At 61.9% G+C, this 17,544-nt stretch carries 15 protein-coding genes, 1 tRNA gene and 1 other RNA gene; 10 read left to right on the forward strand and 7 right to left on the reverse strand.

The window, feature by feature from the left end:
• Positions 1-16: 16 nt before the first annotated feature.
• Positions 17-113, reverse strand: an RNA gene (gene ffs / locus LN996_RS11340) — signal recognition particle sRNA small type.
• 464 nt (positions 114-577) lie between these two features.
• Here ffs and LN996_RS11345 point away from each other — a divergent pair.
• A tRNA-Ser gene (locus LN996_RS11345) sits at positions 578-662 on the forward strand.
• A 64-nt stretch (positions 663-726) separates the two neighbouring features.
• Here LN996_RS11345 and LN996_RS11350 read toward each other — a convergent pair.
• The gene (locus LN996_RS11350; protein WP_231340529.1) at positions 727-1,656 is read right to left on the reverse strand and encodes a LysR family transcriptional regulator; all 930 of its coding nucleotides are present in this window, start codon (positions 1,654-1,656) and stop codon (positions 727-729) included.
• 123 nt (positions 1,657-1,779) lie between these two features.
• Here LN996_RS11350 and LN996_RS11355 point away from each other — a divergent pair, with 123 nt between their 5' ends.
• Positions 1,780-5,241 carry a bifunctional proline dehydrogenase/L-glutamate gamma-semialdehyde dehydrogenase gene (locus LN996_RS11355; RefSeq protein ID WP_231340488.1) on the forward strand — a complete coding sequence of 1,154 codons (3,462 nt, stop codon included), beginning with the start codon at positions 1,780-1,782 and terminating at the stop codon, positions 5,239-5,241.
• Between the two features lie 114 nt (positions 5,242-5,355).
• On the opposite strand, the gene LN996_RS11360 is transcribed toward LN996_RS11355, so the two are convergent.
• Positions 5,356-6,279 carry an oxygenase MpaB family protein gene (locus LN996_RS11360; protein ID WP_231340489.1) on the reverse strand — a complete coding sequence of 308 codons (924 nt, stop codon included), beginning with the start codon at positions 6,277-6,279 and terminating at the stop codon, positions 5,356-5,358.
• 97 nt (positions 6,280-6,376) lie between these two features.
• Positions 6,377-7,819: an MFS transporter gene (locus LN996_RS11365; RefSeq protein WP_231340490.1), complete on the reverse strand. Its 1,443-nt coding sequence runs from the start codon at positions 7,817-7,819 to the stop codon at positions 6,377-6,379.
• A gap of 114 nt (positions 7,820-7,933) precedes the next feature.
• Here LN996_RS11365 and LN996_RS11370 point away from each other — a divergent pair, with 114 nt between their 5' ends.
• On the forward strand, positions 7,934-8,311 hold the full coding sequence (locus LN996_RS11370) for a MarR family winged helix-turn-helix transcriptional regulator (RefSeq protein WP_159705631.1): 378 nt from the start codon (positions 7,934-7,936) through the stop codon (positions 8,309-8,311).
• A 101-nt stretch (positions 8,312-8,412) separates the two neighbouring features.
• Here the strand turns inward: LN996_RS11370 and LN996_RS11375 are convergent, their stop codons facing one another.
• Complete coding sequence (locus LN996_RS11375; protein ID WP_231340491.1) at positions 8,413-11,133, reverse strand: carboxypeptidase regulatory-like domain-containing protein; 2,721 nt, start codon at positions 11,131-11,133, stop codon at positions 8,413-8,415.
• A 430-nt stretch (positions 11,134-11,563) separates the two neighbouring features.
• Here LN996_RS11375 and LN996_RS11380 point away from each other — a divergent pair, with 430 nt between their 5' ends.
• The 6 genes from LN996_RS11380 to LN996_RS11405 all read left to right on the forward strand — a co-directional run bounded on the left by LN996_RS11380 (position 11,564) and on the right by LN996_RS11405 (position 15,294).
• A complete protein-coding gene (locus tag LN996_RS11380) occupies positions 11,564-12,172 on the forward strand; it encodes a DUF2185 domain-containing protein (protein ID WP_231340492.1) in 609 nt (202 codons plus the stop codon).
• A gap of 70 nt (positions 12,173-12,242) precedes the next feature.
• On the forward strand, positions 12,243-12,707 hold the full coding sequence (locus LN996_RS11385; protein WP_231340493.1) for an immunity 26/phosphotriesterase HocA family protein: 465 nt from the start codon (positions 12,243-12,245) through the stop codon (positions 12,705-12,707).
• A 559-nt stretch (positions 12,708-13,266) separates the two neighbouring features.
• Positions 13,267-13,452 carry a hypothetical protein gene (locus tag LN996_RS11390; protein ID WP_231340494.1) on the forward strand — a complete coding sequence of 62 codons (186 nt, stop codon included), beginning with the start codon at positions 13,267-13,269 and terminating at the stop codon, positions 13,450-13,452.
• Positions 13,453-13,503: 51 nt separating this feature from the next.
• Positions 13,504-14,067, forward strand: a complete 564-nt coding sequence (locus LN996_RS11395) for a hypothetical protein (protein ID WP_231340495.1) — start codon at positions 13,504-13,506, stop codon at positions 14,065-14,067.
• A gap of 199 nt (positions 14,068-14,266) precedes the next feature.
• Entirely contained in the window at positions 14,267-14,608 is a 342-nt protein-coding gene (locus tag LN996_RS11400) for a hypothetical protein (RefSeq protein WP_231340496.1), read from the forward strand.
• 170 nt (positions 14,609-14,778) lie between these two features.
• Positions 14,779-15,294 (forward strand): DUF4265 domain-containing protein, encoded by a 516-nt coding sequence (locus LN996_RS11405; protein ID WP_231340497.1) that lies wholly within the window; start codon positions 14,779-14,781, stop codon positions 15,292-15,294.
• A gap of 55 nt (positions 15,295-15,349) precedes the next feature.
• Here the strand turns inward: LN996_RS11405 and LN996_RS11410 are convergent, their stop codons facing one another.
• Together LN996_RS11410 and LN996_RS11415 are read right to left on the reverse strand one after the other, a co-directional pair.
• Positions 15,350-15,910 carry a suppressor of fused domain protein gene (locus tag LN996_RS11410; RefSeq protein WP_159705597.1) on the reverse strand — a complete coding sequence of 187 codons (561 nt, stop codon included), beginning with the start codon at positions 15,908-15,910 and terminating at the stop codon, positions 15,350-15,352.
• A 225-nt stretch (positions 15,911-16,135) separates the two neighbouring features.
• The gene (locus LN996_RS11415; protein ID WP_231340498.1) at positions 16,136-16,675 is read right to left on the reverse strand and encodes a hypothetical protein; all 540 of its coding nucleotides are present in this window, start codon (positions 16,673-16,675) and stop codon (positions 16,136-16,138) included.
• A gap of 207 nt (positions 16,676-16,882) precedes the next feature.
• On the opposite strand from LN996_RS11415, the gene LN996_RS11420 reads away from it, so the two are divergent.
• Positions 16,883-17,428, forward strand: coding sequence for a hypothetical protein (locus tag LN996_RS11420; RefSeq protein ID WP_231340499.1), 546 nt, complete (start codon positions 16,883-16,885; stop codon positions 17,426-17,428).
• The last annotated feature ends 116 nt before the right edge of the window (positions 17,429-17,544 follow it).

Consider the following 17,544-nt stretch of genomic DNA (forward strand, 5'->3'; position numbering starts at 1 on the left):
GGGACTGACATTTAAAGTAAGTGACCCCTCATGCACCCGCCAGAGCCCATCTACCCTTGCTACCTTCCGGTCCTGGGGGAGTTCAACAGGATGACGCCACATGAGGGGCCGTCGACAAGCTTACCCGAACTTACTTCGGGGTTCGAATCGGCCCGAAGGGGGTGTGGAAAACGCTCGACGGCGGGTGGCTGGGCTGCGCGAAACACCGCCAGCCGTTCACTCTTCAATGTGAGTCTCCGGTACGTAAACCACCAAAGCATGAAGCTGCGTCATGGGGACATTTTGTCAGTAACTTCGGCTACAAACAGGTCTCAGCCATTGCAAATCCATAGGCGGCAGCGGACCATGGGTATGTACACCGATTGGGGCAATCTCAAGATTGTGAGCTGCGGGGCCTGGGGGCGAGGGGCCGGACCCGGTGGCTCAACGGTGATACCGCAAGAATGGGCGCGTTGGGGGCGTCCATTTTTCCGTTAAGCGGCACTTCGCCAAGCCGGTCCAAGGGTGCCCAAACGGCCCGATTACACGATGCCGAAATTCTCAGGTACAGTAGTATCTGCTTTCGAATCGGAAGCAAGGAGAATTCGCCTAGCGGCCTATGGCGCACGCCTGGAACGCGTGTTGGGTTAACGCCCTCGGGGGTTCAAATCCCCCATTCTCCGCGGTTGGCCCCAGTCTTCGGACTGGGGCCTTTTGCGTTCCCGGACGCCGTCGCATGGAGCCGGGCTAGTCAGCGTCCGCCTGTTGCTCGGCATCCAGCTGCTGTGCTGCCGCCACCCGTTCCAGCACTTCGCGGCACGCCGCTGTGGCGGGATGGATGCGGCCGGCGGTCCTGGTGGAGGTGAAGACGGTTCGTTTCGGCAGGCCCGGAAGATCCAGCAGCTGAACCGTCCGCGTGCGCCCCGTCCAGACGAGGTCCGGCATCAGGGCCACGGCGTTCCCGGATTCGATGAGCCGGATCTGGGCTTGAAGGTCGGCTGTTTCATAACGCACGTCGGGTTCGAAGCCGGCCGAGCGGCAGGCCTGCTCTGCCCAATGCCGGGAAGCGGCACCCCGGGGCTCCATGACCCACGGCATCGACGCGGTGTCCGCAAGGGAGGAAACGGTCTCGCCGCCGAGTCCCACTGGGGGAGTGGCCAGGCGGATGGCGTCGCTGGTGAGGATGACGCGGTCCAGGCCGCTGTGGTGCGGGGCCGCGTGGCCCGGGTATTGCTCGGCCACCACCAGGTCGAAGTCCCGCGCCCACGTTTCATAGAGGGCTGTTTCGGGTTCGCGCTGGGTCATTTCCACGCGCACCTCCGGGTACTCCTGGCGCATGATGCTGAGGAAGTCCGGAAGGAGTGCCAAGGCGGCGGATTGGAAGACGGCCAAGCGGACCGTCCCTGTGACCATGGAGAGCGATGCCGCGAGTTCGGTTTCTGCCCGCTCCAGGGTCTCCAGCAGTGCGGCAGTGTGTGCCACCAGGATTTCGGCCTGGGGCGTCAGTTGCACGCGGCGCCCTGCTTTCCGGAGCAATTCGACCCCCGCTTCCTTCTCCAGCAAGGTCAACTGCTGGGACACTGAAGACGGGCTGTACTGCATCGCGTCAGCCACCTCCGCGAGGGTTCCGCGGATCTTTAGTTCGTGCAGCAAACGCAGTCTGCGGACGTCCAGCACGGTGGCCTCCAAAGCATCGGGAAGGGTAATCAATATTCGTCAGAAAAGATCGCTTTTCCTAACGTGATTGTAGATCCATACTGATGGAAACAAACAAACTTCTCCGTCTCAGAAGGAGCCCCCATGACCAGCACCATCCCGGATGCCACCGCCCCGAGCACCCAGGATTCCGGACAGTTCGACGCTTTGGCCCAGGAAGCCATTGCCTTGGTCCGCCACTGGCTGACCGAAGCCAGTAAGATCCCGGTCGACGTGTCCGCCCAGCGCCTCGCCGGCGTCCTGAAGGACCCGAACGGCTTGGACTTCACGGTTGGATTCGTCGACGGCGTCATCCGCCCCGAGGACTTGTCGGTCGCCGGCCGTAAACTCGCCGAACTGGCTCCGAAGGTCCCCAAGTTCCTCCCGTGGTACATGCGCAGCGCTGTCCGCGTTGGCGGCGTCATGGCCCCGATCGTCCCGCAGGTTGTCATCCCGATCGCCCGTCGTGTGCTCCGCGAAATGGTGGGCCACCTGATCGTGGATGCCACGGACGCCAAGCTCGGCCCGGCCATCGCCAAGATCCGCCAGGACGGTGTGCACCTGAACGTGAACCTCCTGGGCGAAGCCGTCCTGGGTGAGCACGAAGCGCAGCGCCGCCTGGAAGGCACCCTGAAGCTCCTTGCCCGCGAAGATGTGGACTACGTCTCCATCAAGGAGTCCTCCACCGTTGCACCGCACTCCCCGTGGGCCTTCGACGAAGCCGTCGACCACGTAGTGGAGAAGCTCACCCCGCTCTACCGCCTCGCAGCGTCCTTCCCCAAGCCCAAGTTCATCAACCTGGACATGGAGGAATACAAGGACCTCAGCATGACCATCGCGGTGTTCAAGCGCATCCTGGACATGCCCGAGTTCAAGAACCTCGAGGCCGGCATCGTCCTCCAGGCCTACCTCCCGGACGCGCTCGGTGCCATGCAGGAACTGCAGGAATGGGCGACTGCCCGCCGTGCCCAGGGCGGTGCCCCCATCAAGGTCCGCGTGGTCAAGGGCGCCAACCTTCCCATGGAGCAGGTTGAAGCCTCCCTGCATGACTGGCCGCTGGCCACCTGGGGTACCAAGCAGGACTCGGACACCAGCTACAAGAACGTCATCAACTACGCCCTCACCCCGGAGCGCGTTGACGCAGTCCGCATCGGCGTCGCAGGCCACAACCTCTTTGACGTCGCTTTCGCCTGGCTGCTGGCCAAGGAACGTGGCGTCACCAAGGGCATCGAGTTCGAAATGCTCCTGGGCATGGCAACCGGCCAGGCCACCGCGGTCCGCAAGGACGTCGGCAGCCTCCTGCTCTACACACCGGTGGTCCACCCGGGCGAGTTCGACGTCGCCATCGCATACCTGATCCGCCGCCTCGAAGAAGGCGCCAGCCAGGAAAACTTCATGTCCGCTGTCTTCGAACTGAGCGAAAATGAAGCCCTGTTCCAGCGTGAGCAGAAGCGCTTCCTGGATTCCCTGGCCGGCATGACGGCCGAGGTCCCGGGCCCCAACCGCAAGCAGGATCGCCGCCTCCCGGCCGAGCCCGCGCCGCTCGAGGGCTTCAGCAACACCCCCGACACTGACCCGGCCCTCCCCGCCAACCGTGCATGGGGCCGGGACATCCTCGCCCGAATCCCCGGTTCCACCGCAGGCGACAAGATCGTCGAGTCCACCAAGGTCTCCGACGCCGCCCAGCTGGACCGGATCATCGCCACCGCCGTCGATCACGGCAAGGCCTGGGGCGCCCGTCCGGCTGCCGAGCGTGCAGCCATCCTGCACCGCGCCGGCGAAGTCCTCGAAGCCCGCCGTGCCGAGCTTCTGGAGGTCATGGCTTCCGAAACCGGCAAGACCATCGACCAAGGCGACCCCGAGGTCAGCGAAGCGATCGACTTCGCGCACTACTACGCCGAGCGCGCCAAGGACCTGGAAACGGTCGACGGCGCCACGTTCGTCCCAGCCAACCTCACCGTGGTGACACCGCCGTGGAACTTCCCGGTGGCGATCCCCGCAGGCTCGACGCTCGCAGCGCTCGCCTCAGGTTCCGCCGTCGTGATCAAGCCTGCAAAGCAGGCCCGCCGCTCCGGTTCGGTCATGGTGGATGCGCTGTGGGAAGCCGGTGTGCCGCGCGAAGTGCTGGCACTCGTGCAGCTTGAAGAACGTGAGCTGGGCACCCAGCTGGTTTCGCACCCGAGCGTTGACCGGGTCATCCTCACCGGTGGCTACGAAACCGCTGAGCTGTTCCGTTCCTTCCGCCAGGACCTGCCGCTGCTCGCGGAGACCTCCGGCAAGAACGCCATCATCGTCACCCCGAGTGCCGACCTGGACCTCGCTGCCAAGGACGTCGTGTACTCGGCCTTCGGTCACGCCGGCCAGAAGTGCTCGGCTGCCTCACTGGTGATCCTGGTCGGTTCGGTTGCCAAGAGCGCCCGCTTCCACAACCAGCTGATCGACGCTGCCCGCTCACTGACCGTCGGCTACCCGGAAGATGCCACCACCCAGATGGGGCCGATCATCGAGGCCGCCAACGGCAAGCTCCTGAACGCCCTCACCACCCTGGGCGACGGCGAAACCTGGGCAGTCAAGCCTGAGCGCCTCGACGAAACCGGCCGCTTGTGGTCCCCGGGCATCCGCTCGGGCGTCAAGCGTGGCTCCTACTTCCACCTGACCGAGTTCTTCGGCCCGGTCCTGGGCGTCATGACTGCTGAGACCCTCGAGGAAGCCATCGCCATCCAGAACGAGATCGAGTACGGCCTCACCGCTGGCCTGCACTCCCTGGACTCGGCCGAAATGGGCGTCTGGCTGGACACCATCCAGGCGGGCAACTTGTACGTCAACCGTGGCATCACCGGTGCGATCGTCCAGCGCCAGCCGTTCGGTGGATGGAAGAAGTCGGCTGTTGGTGCCGGAACCAAGGCCGGTGGACCCAACTACCTGATCGGCCTCGGCAGCTGGCTTCCCGCCGAAGCGAAGGCCAAGCGTGGCACCGTGCTCCAGGGTGCGGCCGCGCAGCTGCTCTCTGCTGCAAAGTCCGCTGATGTGACGGCTGACGAGCTTCAGATGCTGCAGCAGTCACTCTTCAGCGACGCCGCAGCGTGGGAATCCGAGTTCGGCACCAGCAAGGACGTCTCCGCCCTGTCCGCAGAGCGCAACGTCTTCCGCTACCGCTCCCTCCCCGTCACCATCCGCCTCTCCGAAGGCGAGCGGCTCGCTGAGTTGCTGCGCGTCGTAGCAGCCGGTGCAGTGGCGGGCTCGAAGCTGACGGTGAGCTCCGCCGTCGTACTTCCCGACGCTGTGGTCACCGTGTTCGCGAACCTGGGCGTCAGCGTCCGGATCGAGGACGACGCCGCGTGGCTGGCCCGTGCGGCCAGCTTCGACGCCGGCCGGATCCGCCTGATCGGTGGCGACTTCGCCGCGCTGAGCGCAGCCATGGGTGGCCGTCCGGACGTCGCGGTCTACCACGGCGACGTAACGCAGGCCGGTCGGATCGAGATGCTGCCGTTCCTCCGCGAGCAAGCTGTGTCCATCACGGCCCACCGCTTCGGCACGCCGAACCACTTGTCCGATCACTTGATCTAAGGGCATGCGCCGAGGGGTGAGCTCTCGGCTGAAAGCACGCGCGAAAAGGTTGAAAGCCAACCCCTCGGCGGGCCCATATAACGTGGGCTTGCGTCGAGGGGTTGGCTTTCGCTTTTAAGCTTCCGCGTAGCCCAGCCTTTGCAACCTTCGGCGGGCCGCTTGCTCGCTCGGACCACGGGAGCCCAAGGCAAAACGCACCATCCCCAGCACGCCCCGTGCCGCCGAGATGACGGGCAGGCGCACGGGACCAAGCCGGGCGGGACGAAGACCGAGCAGGTCTCGATACTTGGGTTCAAGACTCGCGACGGCGGCCGCGAACAATATGCGGTAACCGGGTTGGAGCAGCGGGCTCAGTGGCGGATAGCGAATGAACGACACCGTCTCGGCCAGACGCTCATCGGCCCGCAGGATCCCGGAGGCGTACCACTGCTCCAGCTCGTCGTGGACCTGGGCCTCGGTGAGCGGGGGATCGGTCACTCCCATGAGCCGTCCCGCTGCTGCCCACTCGCGGACATAAGCATCCGGACCGCCAGGGATCGGCCGGCCCCAGATCCTGTTGGCGGTGATGAAGGACTCCGCGTAGGTGACATGGACCCAGCGGAGGAGTTCGGGATCATTGGCGGCGTACTGTCGTTGGACTCCGTTGCCATCCATGTAGGTCCCGCGGACGCGTTCGTGGATCTTCCGGACACGGGAGGTTGCGGCTTCGGCGGCCTCGGTGGAGCCATAGGTCACGGTGAAGATCCATCGCACGGTGTTGGCGAGCCTGCCCAGGGGGTCTTTCTGGAACCCCGAATGCTCGTACACCCCGGCCAGCGCACCTGGATGGAGGGCCTGCATCAACAAGACCCGGATCCCGGCCACGATGGTGGCCACATGGCCATGCACCGCCCAGACAGCCGACCCCGGAAGGTGATATCCGGCGTCGTTCCCGTCTGCGAGGCGCGGCACCCACTCCGGAGGCGTGCCCGACGTTCCCGTGAAGGTGCGCTGCAGTTCGTGCCTGTACTCGGTGAGGTAGTTCCTCATGCATCCCATTCGACCTCCATTTAGCGGAGGTGTACAGGGGAGATTCTGTACAGGTAATGCCCTAATGCGGACGCATTAGGGCATTACCTGTACAAAAACGCGGGTATTAGCTGCGGACGCGGCGTCGTTTCGGTGCCGCGGCCACCAGCAAGGCGGCGATGGCGACGGCGGCACTCAGGATCAGTCCCGGACGGTACTGTTCCAGCATCGCCTGGGCGCTGACGGTCCCGGCGGCTTGACCGTGGCCGCTGACCAGGGCCGTGGTGACTGCCAGGACCAGCGCCGCTCCCACCTGGGTGCTCGTTTGGATCAGGCCGGCGGCGAGACCCTGTTCGGAGTCCTTGATTCCGGCCGTGGCCTGTACGTTGATGGACGGGAAGGCCAGTGCGAAGCCGATGCCCAGGAGGACCACCGACGGCAGGATGTCCAACACGTAGTTTGGCGTGGTGCCGACGCGCAGGAACAGGACGTAGCCCAACCCGAGGGCGGTGAGGCCCGTCAAGATCAGTTGCGTCGCACCGAACTTCTCGATGAGCCGGTCCGCGAAGGGTGCACTGGTCGCCACCAACAAGCCCGCCGGCAGCAGGGCCAAGGCCATTCCCAGCGGTGTCCAGCCGAGGACGGACTGCAGGAACATGGTGACGATGAACTGGAAGCTCAGGTAGGAGCCGAACAGCCCCACCGCGCTGAGGTTGGCCCTGGCCACCCAACCTTCCTTAAGGATGCTGAAGCGGATCAGCGGGTGCTTGACCTTGTTTTCGATCACCGCGAAGGCTGCCAGTACGGCAACGGAGACTGCGAATCCGGCGATTGTTGCCACAGATCCCCAGCCTTGTTCCGGTGCTGACACCAAGGTGTACACGAGGCCAAGCATGCCCAGCGCCAGGGTCACTGCACCCCAGATGTCGTGCCCGCTGTCTTCAACGGACGGCTTGTCCTTGGGAATGAACTTGATGCCCAACAGGACAACCACCACCGCGATGGGCACCGAGACCAGGAACGTCCAACGCCAGCTGAGGCTGGTCATCAGCCCGCCCACCACCAGGCCCAGCGAGAAACCGCTGGCACCGAACGTGGTGAAGATGGACAGCGCCTTGTTGCGCTCGCGTCCCTCCGCGAAGTTGGTGGTGATGATGGAGAATCCGGTGGGTGCAGTGAAAGCGGCCGCGAGGCCCTTGATGAACCTTGTGGCGATGAGGATGGCGGGATCGTCCACCAACCCGCCCAGGAGCGACGCTGCGGCGAACACTGTCAGCGCAATGAGGAAGATTCGACGGCGGCCCAACAGGTCCGCGAGTCGGCCGCCGAGGAGCAACAGGCTCCCGTAGCCAAGGACGTAGGCGGAGACGATCCACTGCAGGGAATCGGTTCCGAGGTTGAGTTCCTGTCCGATGGAAGGCAGAGCGACGCCAACCATGGAGACATCCAGCCCATCAAGGGCCAGGACGGTGCAAACAACCATCAGCAGCAGCCACTGTGCCCGCGTCCAGCGGACGGCTGAAACCAAGGGTGGCTCGGTGGAAGTTTTGAGGGTGGTGGGTGATGTCATGCGATCAATCTATATGACGCGTCATTCAATGACAAGGACTACGATGATGTGTCATTCAATGACGAAGAATCTTATGACGTGGATTCAAATGGCGTAATGAACTAGAATCAGGGCATGGCAACGACGCATGACCGTCAGCTGGTTGAGCAGTGGCGCAGCATCCAAAACTCCTACTTCCGTACCGCGGGAGCTATCGACCGCGCCCTGGAAGCCAAGTTCGACATCGGCCTGAACGAGTTCGAAATCCTGGATCTCGTGGCCGAAAGCGAAGAGTCTGCATGCCGGATGAAGGCGTTGGGAGAGCGCACCCCCATGACGCAAAGTGCAGTTTCCAAGGTTGTCGACCGGCTGGAGAAGGCGGGCCTGGTCTCGCGCCAAACCTGCGTGGATGACCGCCGTTCGTTGTTCCTGGAGCTGACCGAGGCCGGCCGCGCGCTCCACTCGACTGCCGCCGTCGAGCACCGTGCGTTGCTGAAGGAAAACCTCGGATAGAGGTGCAGGCTACCCACTAACTCCAGACAGGGGGAGGCCTCTCCAGGCAAGGTTGTTCCGCGGGTCCTCCCGGCGTTCGCGGCTCAGTCGATGGTCGCGGATCAGCCGATCAGTGCCGTGGCCGCAGAGTAGCGGGCCAGTGTGGTGTACGCAGTTTTGGTGCCCGTCACGCGTACTTTGATGGCGCTTCCCTTGTCCGCGGCGACCAGTTTGTAGGTCTGGGCGGTGGCGCCTGAAATGGCAGTGCTTCCACGGAACCACTGGTAGGTCAACGTCACCGGAGCAGGGCCCCACACGCCGGGGGTCGCGGTAAGTGTGCTGCCTACTGTTTTGGTTCCTGAGATGGTGGGAGTGGGCGCAGTCAAGGTGCCCGCCGCCACGGCAGCAGTCGCAGCGGAGGTTTTTGCCGTCGTCGTAAATCCGGTCTTGGACCCGGTCACCCGGACCGTCATGGTCTTGCCGAGGTCAGCAGCAGCCAAGGTGTAGGAAGCAGAAGTAGCACCTGTTACCGCAACACCGCTCCGGAACCACTGGTAGGCCAGCGTCACCGGGGCCGGACCCCACGCCCCGGGAACAGCCGTCAACGCCGAACCAACCTTCGCCGTCCCCGAAACCGTCGGCACCGGAGCGGTCAACGTTCCCACTGCCACCGCAGCAGTCGCAGCGGAGGTCTTCGCCGCCGTCGTAAACCCGGCTTTCGTTCCGGTCACCTGGACTGTCATGGTCTTGCCGAGGTCAGCAGCAGCCAAGGTGTAGGTAGCTGACGTAGCACCCGTCAACGCGACACCGCTCCGGAACCACTGATACGCCAGCGTCACCGGAGCCGGTCCCCATGCGCCGGGGGTCGCGGTGAGTGTGCTGCCCACTGTTTTGGTTCCCGAGATGGTGGGAGTGGGCGCAGTCAGCGTGCCCGCCGCGACGGCGGCAGTTGCGGCGGAGGTCTTCGCCGTCGTCGTAAATCCGGTCTTGGAACCCGTGACCCGGACTGTCATGGTCTTGCCGAGGTCAGCAGCAGCCAAGGTGTAGGAGGCTGACGTAGCACCGGTCACCGCGACACCGCTGCGGAACCACTGATACGCCAGCGTCACCGGAGCCGGACCCCATGTCCCGGGAACAGCCGTCAACGCCGAACCAACCTTCGCCGTCCCCGAAACCGTGGGGACCGGAGCAGTCAAAGTACCTGCAGCAACAGTGACGGAGGCCTGGCCGTAGTACGGCTGGAGCGGCCAGTCGTGGACGCTGAGCCGGGCCGTGACTTTTTTGCCGGCGTCTGAGGCCTGCAGGACGAAAGTTTTCAGGTTCGACCTGTAGTCCTGGACGCCGTTGACGAACCAGTCGTAATAGGGGCCAAAGTCGGGCGCGGGGGTCAAAATGCCGTGGTCCACGGTCAGGGTATTTCCGGCGCTGGGCGTACCCAGGATAGTGAAGGGCTTGGAGGCCGTGACAGCCTCGGCGCCCGATTTACCGGCGTGCACCGTGTCGTAGTGCGGAGCATACCCGGCCTTGGAACCCGATACTCTTGCCCAGATATCATACCCGGCGTCGGCAGCGGTGGGCACATAGGTAGGCGCGGTAGCACCTGCGATGTCCTGCAGTTCGGTACCGTCAGTGGAGCGCTGCCACTGGTAGGCCAGGGCTACCGGAGCGGGACCCCATACGCCGGGGTCAACGGTAAGTGTTTGCCCTGCCTGGGCTGAGCCGTACACGAAGGGCTTGCCGGGCGCCAACGACAGACCCGCTACGTCCAGCTGCATGGTCAGCTTCACGCGTTGACCAGCAGCGGTTGCCGTCAGGACAGTGGCCGTGTCCTTGGTGGGGGTGTTGTCGTAGCACTCGGACTTGTAACGCTTTTCGCGGGGCGTGCCATCGTAGAAAGTGTCCGAGACGCAGAGCTTGTACTTCTTGCCCACCGCCATCCGCCAGTAGATCTTGCCCTGCGCATCAGAGGTGAGGGGGCCCATCTGGGGTCCGTCCCAGGCTCCCGTTGCGTCGTTGTAGACCCACGGGATGTAGCCGACGTCGGCGATCGGCGCGCCAGCGGTGTCTGTCACCGTGGCTTCGATGATGGTTTCATCCTTGAGGACGAAGTTCACGTTGGTCCAGGCGACTCCCGACGGTACGGTAGCCGCCGTGTAGGTGTCTACGGTGCCGGTGCCGGTCCAGTACTGCTCCAGATAGAGGCGCTGGCCCGATTCGTCCCGGACGCTGATGTACGCCTGGTTGGGCGGGATCTTGGTGAGGCTGAAGTAACCGTTGGCATCGGGCTTCGTGCTGCTTACTTGTCCGCCGCCGCTGGGCGAGGCTGAGACGGACACTGCTGTCAGCGGCTGGCCTGCCTTATTGGTGACCCGGCCACTCATGCTGCCGAAGGCTTCCAACTGCGGGTTGTAAGTGGTGGTGGGGGCAGCATCGGTGACCGCAACCGGCGTCGAACCGTAGGAGCCGGACTGGTTCACGTTCCACTCGCCGGCGTAGGTGGCGGAGCAGGGGCCGCTGCTGCAGGTGGTCCACATTTTGTAGCTGCCGGCGGCCGGCACGGTGAAACTGTAGGAGCCATCGGGAGCGGACCAAGCACCAGCAACGAAGTCGGCCCGGTCGTCATTGGTGTACGCACCCACCCACACGTCGCCCAGCACGGTGGCCGTTGCCGTGGCCGTCGGTTTTCCCTTGACCACTCCTTTGAAGGTGTAGGTTGCGGCCGAGGCAGGTGCAGCCCCGGCGAAGAGGCCTGCGGCTATCAGGACGACGGCCGCCAGGATAGCCCACACCCCCTGCCGTGAACTTTGAAACGGATGGTCTGCGGCAGGTCGCGGCAACGGCATGGGTAAGGTCCTTTTCCCCAAAAAAGTGACTGAAGGGACCGAGCGGTCCCCTGCCATCCTAGGCGTCGGCCGGCAGCAGTGCCATGGGTAGTTCTGCCCTGTCCGCCACCCCGTCCACCAAGGGTAAGAAACCCACGACGGCGGCAGCCCACTGCCGCTGACAGGCGACCAGTGCGCGCTCTCTCCATTGGCCCGTTCGGATTGGAAAGTGTTCCGCCGACGATGTTCCGTTTCCAAGGACGTGGGACGGTTATATGTGTAGCGTTTAGGGCACCTTCACCGGGCATTTTTGCGGGCGGGTCTTACGGGAATCCAGTGGCCCTGGAACGGCGGGGACTTCGATACACGGTCGATACGGCCGGTGGGGGACCGGCTTACGGGCAGACACACGGGTCATCCGTGACCCTTAGTGTTCGGGGACAATATCTCCATGTCGCAAAATGCTGAGATGCACCGAGAGATGCCGTGGCCGTTTCCGGATGACCGCTTTCCCGAAGGTCTAGGTGCTGTAGTCATGAAGTCCGTTCTTTCTGGTCAACGACCCGTTCTTCAAGTCCTTCATGACCCTGACAACGGGTGGGGGTTTGCTGATGGCGTGGATGACCCGAACACCCCTGATGGAGCAGTTGCTGCGCACATCAGTCACCTCACACGGCTTGACCCGTCGCTTGCTGAGATGGCGAAGCTGCCTCCTGGAACGCTGGCTGACCGTTTAGAAGTCGGCGGAGAGTGGCACATTCGAAACTTCGCGTGGGAAGAGGAATCGACGACGCCAAGTTCCCAAGAGAACAGCCTCGAAGTGAAGTTTGAAGACTTATCACCCAGTGTCCGTGTCGTTCACAATGCCCTGGAGCTTGCGATGGAACCTGAGCTGTGGGCTGTTGAACTGCGCGATGGTTCGCAGCTGACTGTCCTCGCACACTCCCGCTCTGTTCAGGGCCATGAGGTTGTCTTTTCCCTGCTCTTTAGTGGGAGGCCTAACTTGCTCGTGGAATCCCTTCGGATTCCCTTAGTCCTTATGCCGGAGGACTACTCGTGAAGCATGAGCTGCAAGGGGCCAAGGTAAGGCGGGCAGCCGTGGGACTTCATAAGCCGGACGGAGGGTTAGTGTGGGAAAACTGAAGTACGGTCCCGGAGTGCTTTTTGCGGTTCCCCTGAATAGCGGTGGCTACTGTCTTGGTTTAGTGGTCAGAGCCAACCCGCGGGGAGTGTTGTTTGGATATTTCTTCGGCCCCAAAACGGCGCAGCCGCTTGAAGCCAGCCAGGTGGAGCAACTGAGCGGACTGGATGCAGTCCTCGTTGGGCGTTTTGGTGACCTGCATTTGAAGCAAGGCAAGTGGCCGATCGTTGGACCAATACCAGGCTGGAGCCAAGAACTGTGGCCAATGCCGGAGTTCGTTCGTACTGAGCCCATTATGGGCCGCTCGTTTCGGCTTCGCTACGATGATGCCGACCCGAATCTTCTGCTGGAGGAAGTCCAAGTTCCCCCTACAGAAATAGAAGGGTGCGTACCCGACGGACTCATGGGCGCCGGCTATGTCGAAAACAAGCTCACAAGGCTCCTGGGCGAGTAGGAACCAGCCACCTTTTTATCCTCGAACGGCACGATCCTCACTTCATACCGCGGCGCTGCTGACCTCTGGCACGCGACCGGTGAAGGATCCCTAACCGGGCGGTGTGGCAAGGCGGAGCAATGGAGAAGATGAGACAGGCCGCGCCGAAATTGCAGTTACTTATTCATACACTCTGGCAGCGAGTAGCATCTGAGCGATAAGCCGCCAGGAAGGTACGTCGGGGACTGGCTCGCCGCGGTTTGTGAAGTAACCATCCATATCGCGCGTCCAAGCCGACAACGCCTCCAGGAAGCTATCGAGGTCGTTATTCTCCCAGCTTTCAGGATCTCGTCTCAGTGAATCCCTGAATTGATCAATAAAGTCAGCCAAGTCTTGACGGCTCAAGTTGGGCTCGGGGCTTCCCATGGATGTCATGTCTAATGCAAGCACACCTCGTCCGCGTTTAATGATCGGTCCGTATGAGGATCCTTCTCAGGGCGCCGAACTTCGTATTGATACACCACGGGCGGAGATCTAGATGCAGGGCTTACTCTCTACACAGGTGACGAGGGAAAAGCAGATGGCGGAGAAGCCCCGCAGGGCGTTTAAAGGCGGACTGGTAGGCCTAGCGATCGGTTACGTGTCGGCGCTGCTTTTCACTGGTTTCGATCCGCTGAAGGCCTTAGTGGCGTGGCTGTGGGTTCTTCCGGCAATGCTGGGCGTTGCGGTCTACGGACTTGTCCTGGAACGGCGACAACGAAGTTAGTTCTGGTGGCGCAGCCCCGGTGAAGGATCCTTCACCGGACACCAGATCGGAGTGAGCCGCAACTGTGACTTTCAGCTATTCGTGGCGGCTATGTCGGGCGACGTGGTGCTCGATACCGTTTCCAGCGATGACGGTTTCCTGCTGGATAATCAGGGCATGCTGATTCGAGAGTCCAAGGCCCAATTGGAGCAGATGCTTGCGGTGACAGGGGCCGACGCACGCGTCGGGGCTCGGAATCCCGGTGCCGTGATGAACGTCTTCGAGCGTTTCGCGGCTATGCCGGCATATGACTGCGCCCCTGTGGACGAAGATGGCGATGGTGTTCTTGCCCAGTTCGGGACTTATGGGGTGCGGGGCATCCAGGAATTCAACGTGGATCTCACACGTCAGTTCATTGAAGCCGGCGACGACGATGCTCCGACGTGGCAGCTGTCATGCACGTTCTACTGGGATCCGACGCCTGAGACCCTTGCAATGGGCAGTGACAGCCTGTGGTCCTTCGACTTTGCTCTCGAAGACTTCTTCAGGAACGCTGCCCTGCTACCCGGATGGGAATGGGCGCTTGGCACAAACGAGCAGCCCAAGTCCTTGGAAATCACATTGGACCAGGTCTGAGTGAGCGAGGGCTCCATTCTGAGCCCGAGAGTTTGACCGAGCTATCTGGCAACACGAGAGTCCTTTCGAAGTGGCCGTCCGGTTAGGGATCCTTCAGCGGGCTCCCTGCGCAATCCTGCGCTACGGAGGGATCACGTGAGCGCCTGTGCGTCGACCACCCCCGGGAAGGGCGGCCCGACCCGATCGAAATGGAGGAGAAGTGGAAGGCAACCGACTTGAGATGCAATTTCTGGACGCCATGACCGCGGTAGCCCGGCTGGTACTTCAGCCCGACAGCGGACGTACCTACGACGTCACCATGGATAACGCCGGTCAGTTCATTGCTGAGTGCTTCGATTGCTCTCATGGTGGTGCCGCGTACGCCATCTGGATGGAGGTCAGCGACTACTTGGACGACCCAAGGGGCCCGATGACGGAGGAAGCGTGCGAGCAGGTCGGACGCAAAGTGGCTACTGAATGGCTGTCCGTCGACCAGTCATCTCCCGAGGCCGTCAGCACGTTTTTTGCCCGGTGGCGCAGCCCGGAACCTTGGCCAGCTTAAGAGCTGGGAGAGGATCTGCAATTGGAGGCATGTTGGCGATGCTTCCTATATGCCACCCTGACAAGTCTGACCGCCGCAACAGCGCCCGGTGAAGGATCCCTCATCGGACATAGGGCATGTATGCCCGCCGGAGCGCTCTCATGGGTGCGTTCATTGGGTAGTCTCAGCTGGTGACTGACTACCGGCAACATCCCAGCGTCGTGGCGCACTGGCGCGATGACTCACTCCAGCCGATTCCAGAAGCTCAGGAAGCGGAAGAGATCCTATGGTTTGCGGTGCCCCCTGAACCTGACACGGAGCAGATGTGGGAGGGTCTTCGGGGTCGCTTGGAGAAGGACGGCACAGCGACTGTCCTGGCAGTCCCTGCGTATCTCTATGACGTCAACTTTGGCGACCGCGTGAACGTGATGCGATCGGCGGAGAATGCGCTTGTTGCCACCGGAGTGGAGCGTGACGCTCTCAACTTCACATTCAGAGTCCTGCTGAAATCGGATGACCCTAACGCCTGGCAGCCCCTGGCCTCTGAACTTGCCGAGCAAGGTTGCCTCCTCGATTTCATCTCTCCGCGGTTCTTCGCCATATCTTGCGGCGAGCCCCAGACACAGGAAGTCGCCGACAGATTGTTCACATTAGAACGCGATGGCGTCCTTCATTATGAGACTGGCCGAACACAACAGTTGAGGTAGTCAGCCGATGGAATGGGTTTCCGGTGAAGGATCCCCTTACGAGACGCTCTTGAACTTAGAACGTCGGGGCGTCCGGTCCACGCTCAGAATCCCAGAAAGGCACGAGTCGCTCTTCCCAATGGGCCGTCAGGGCATCCATCCCGTGACGGCGCTTGTATTGCAGTTCAGATTCATGCAGGGGCATAGCTTGGAGGAAGTGGACGTGCGACCCATCCGATAGTCGGACAGTCGGAATTATCGCTTCCTGTTCACGGATCAGGAACGCCATCATTTCTGTTCCAGGCCAGAGTGGACCGTCCGACGGGACGGTGTGTCCGTCCGCTATGGTGACTCCGTTCCGATGTCCGTAAAGCCCTAGTGCGGCGAATGGACTGGCCACTGCGTCTTGTCCCGGACGCAGGCCTAACAGGAACTCCGCACGATGATCTACCGTGCCCGGGCTGTGGGTAGGAGCGCCGCCGGCGGCGCCTACGGTTACATATACGTCGACTCCCTCCCCTGTAGTTGCGGCATCCCATTTCCACACCTGGATGGAAAGCCCTTCAACTTCGAACCTGATTCGCCCTGCTGGGTCACCCCAGCGAGAGAGCAGATACGCTCCGACTGATTCGTGCATTAAGTGTTGACCTCCATACGGCCACCATATGCCGCTTGGCTTAGGATTCATGCCCTCTGTGCGACTTCACCGCGCGTTACCCACCGTTGACCTGGATTCACTGTACGCACACTAAAAGGCGCATATATAGGCTCCTGCTGCCTTACGGCGCTATGCCCGGTAAAGGATCCCCTAGCGGGCAGCGTCACGCAGAGTTTTGAGAAACTCACCTGGTCAGCACGAACGTCAACGCGTGTTCGTACGTGTTGGGCCGGATGTCCAGACGTTTGTGGGAGAGAAATCCATCTCCCACGCTGGAACGAGTCCCGTCACATCTATGTGGTCTGGATAGCTGGGTATGTCGGCTGGAAGGGCGGGTAGTCTGCCCGCATAGAATTCGACGGCCTGCGCTTTGATTTGCAGATCCATGCCATTGATCCCTCCGAGAGGACTCACTGTCACGCCGGTGGCAGACGTTTCTATGTGGCATTCAGCCACAGACCAAACTTGAGGGTTTGGCCTGTCCACTTGGTGAGTGCTCGTCCACGTCACTTCTGTCGTCTTTCGAAAGATCATGACCCCGCAGTTCAGTGAAACGATGTCGATCTCGGCAGGAAGATAAGACGTGCGAATCTCGAACAGGGCGCCGACGGCTGAGTGGAGCACGTCTATGCGCACGTCGAGGAGTTGTGCTTCCTCGAAGATCCAGTCAGTAGTCAGTGGATTGTGTTCGGGTTTTCCGGGCAGGTCTAGTATCTGCCGTAAGAAGAGGTCGGAAAGCTTCATGCACCGAACTCTACGTGGGAGCGGCCAGCGGGTAGTGCCTTTCGAATGGGGGTGGTTTTACGGACGCTTCAAGAGCCCGGTAGAGGATCCTCTACCGGACGGTTAACGAGGTGCGCAGACCGCCAAGTCACAATTCTTGGTCCAGGGACCCTAAGTGCTGCCTTAGCCTCGGCGCCGAATGTGCTCAACTTCCCCTACGGTTACATAATGATCGCTGATTTCATGAGAGACGAAGCTCGGTCCATGCCGGCGCACCCTGCTCCAGCCGAAGTGACGGCCCTGCGCGTGTGGCATTGCAAATACAGGTCGCTGGAAAGCCTCGCAACTTTTGCCAACCTTAGAACGCTTGTCATTGCAACTTATCCAGACGCTGACCTGACTCCTTTGAACGGTCTCAGTCAGCTCGAGTATCTGAGCGTCATGCACATGCCAAAGGTCTCCGATCTAGACCCTCTCGGTGAGCTGCACAAACTGAAGACGATCAGGCTCAGCACACTCCCCAGTTGGGACTCATCTGGGAAGAAGACGATTGTGCATTCCCTGGCCCCTCTAACTGAGTTGCCGCACCTCGCTCACCTCGAGCTCTTTGGTGTGCTTCCCGAGGACGGCAAACTAAACGTCTTGGAGAACTGTCAGTCTCTGGCATCAATTCGTGTGAGCAAATACAAGAAAAGTGAAATCGAGCGCTTCTACCGATCAACCGAACTGCCCAACTCATTTGCGCCTCTGCCGGGCGTGGACGCTTGGATCTGACAACGCGCGGTGAAGGATCCGCTACGGGCAAGTGGGCTGTCCGAGCGGCACTCTTAGTACTTGGAAAGTATGCCGGAGTAGCGCACGTAGACCTTGAGGCCCCCAGTGTCACTAGA

Source organism: Arthrobacter sp. AK01 (assembly GCF_021109375.1).
Taxonomy (GTDB): Bacteria; Actinomycetota; Actinomycetes; order Actinomycetales; family Micrococcaceae; genus Arthrobacter.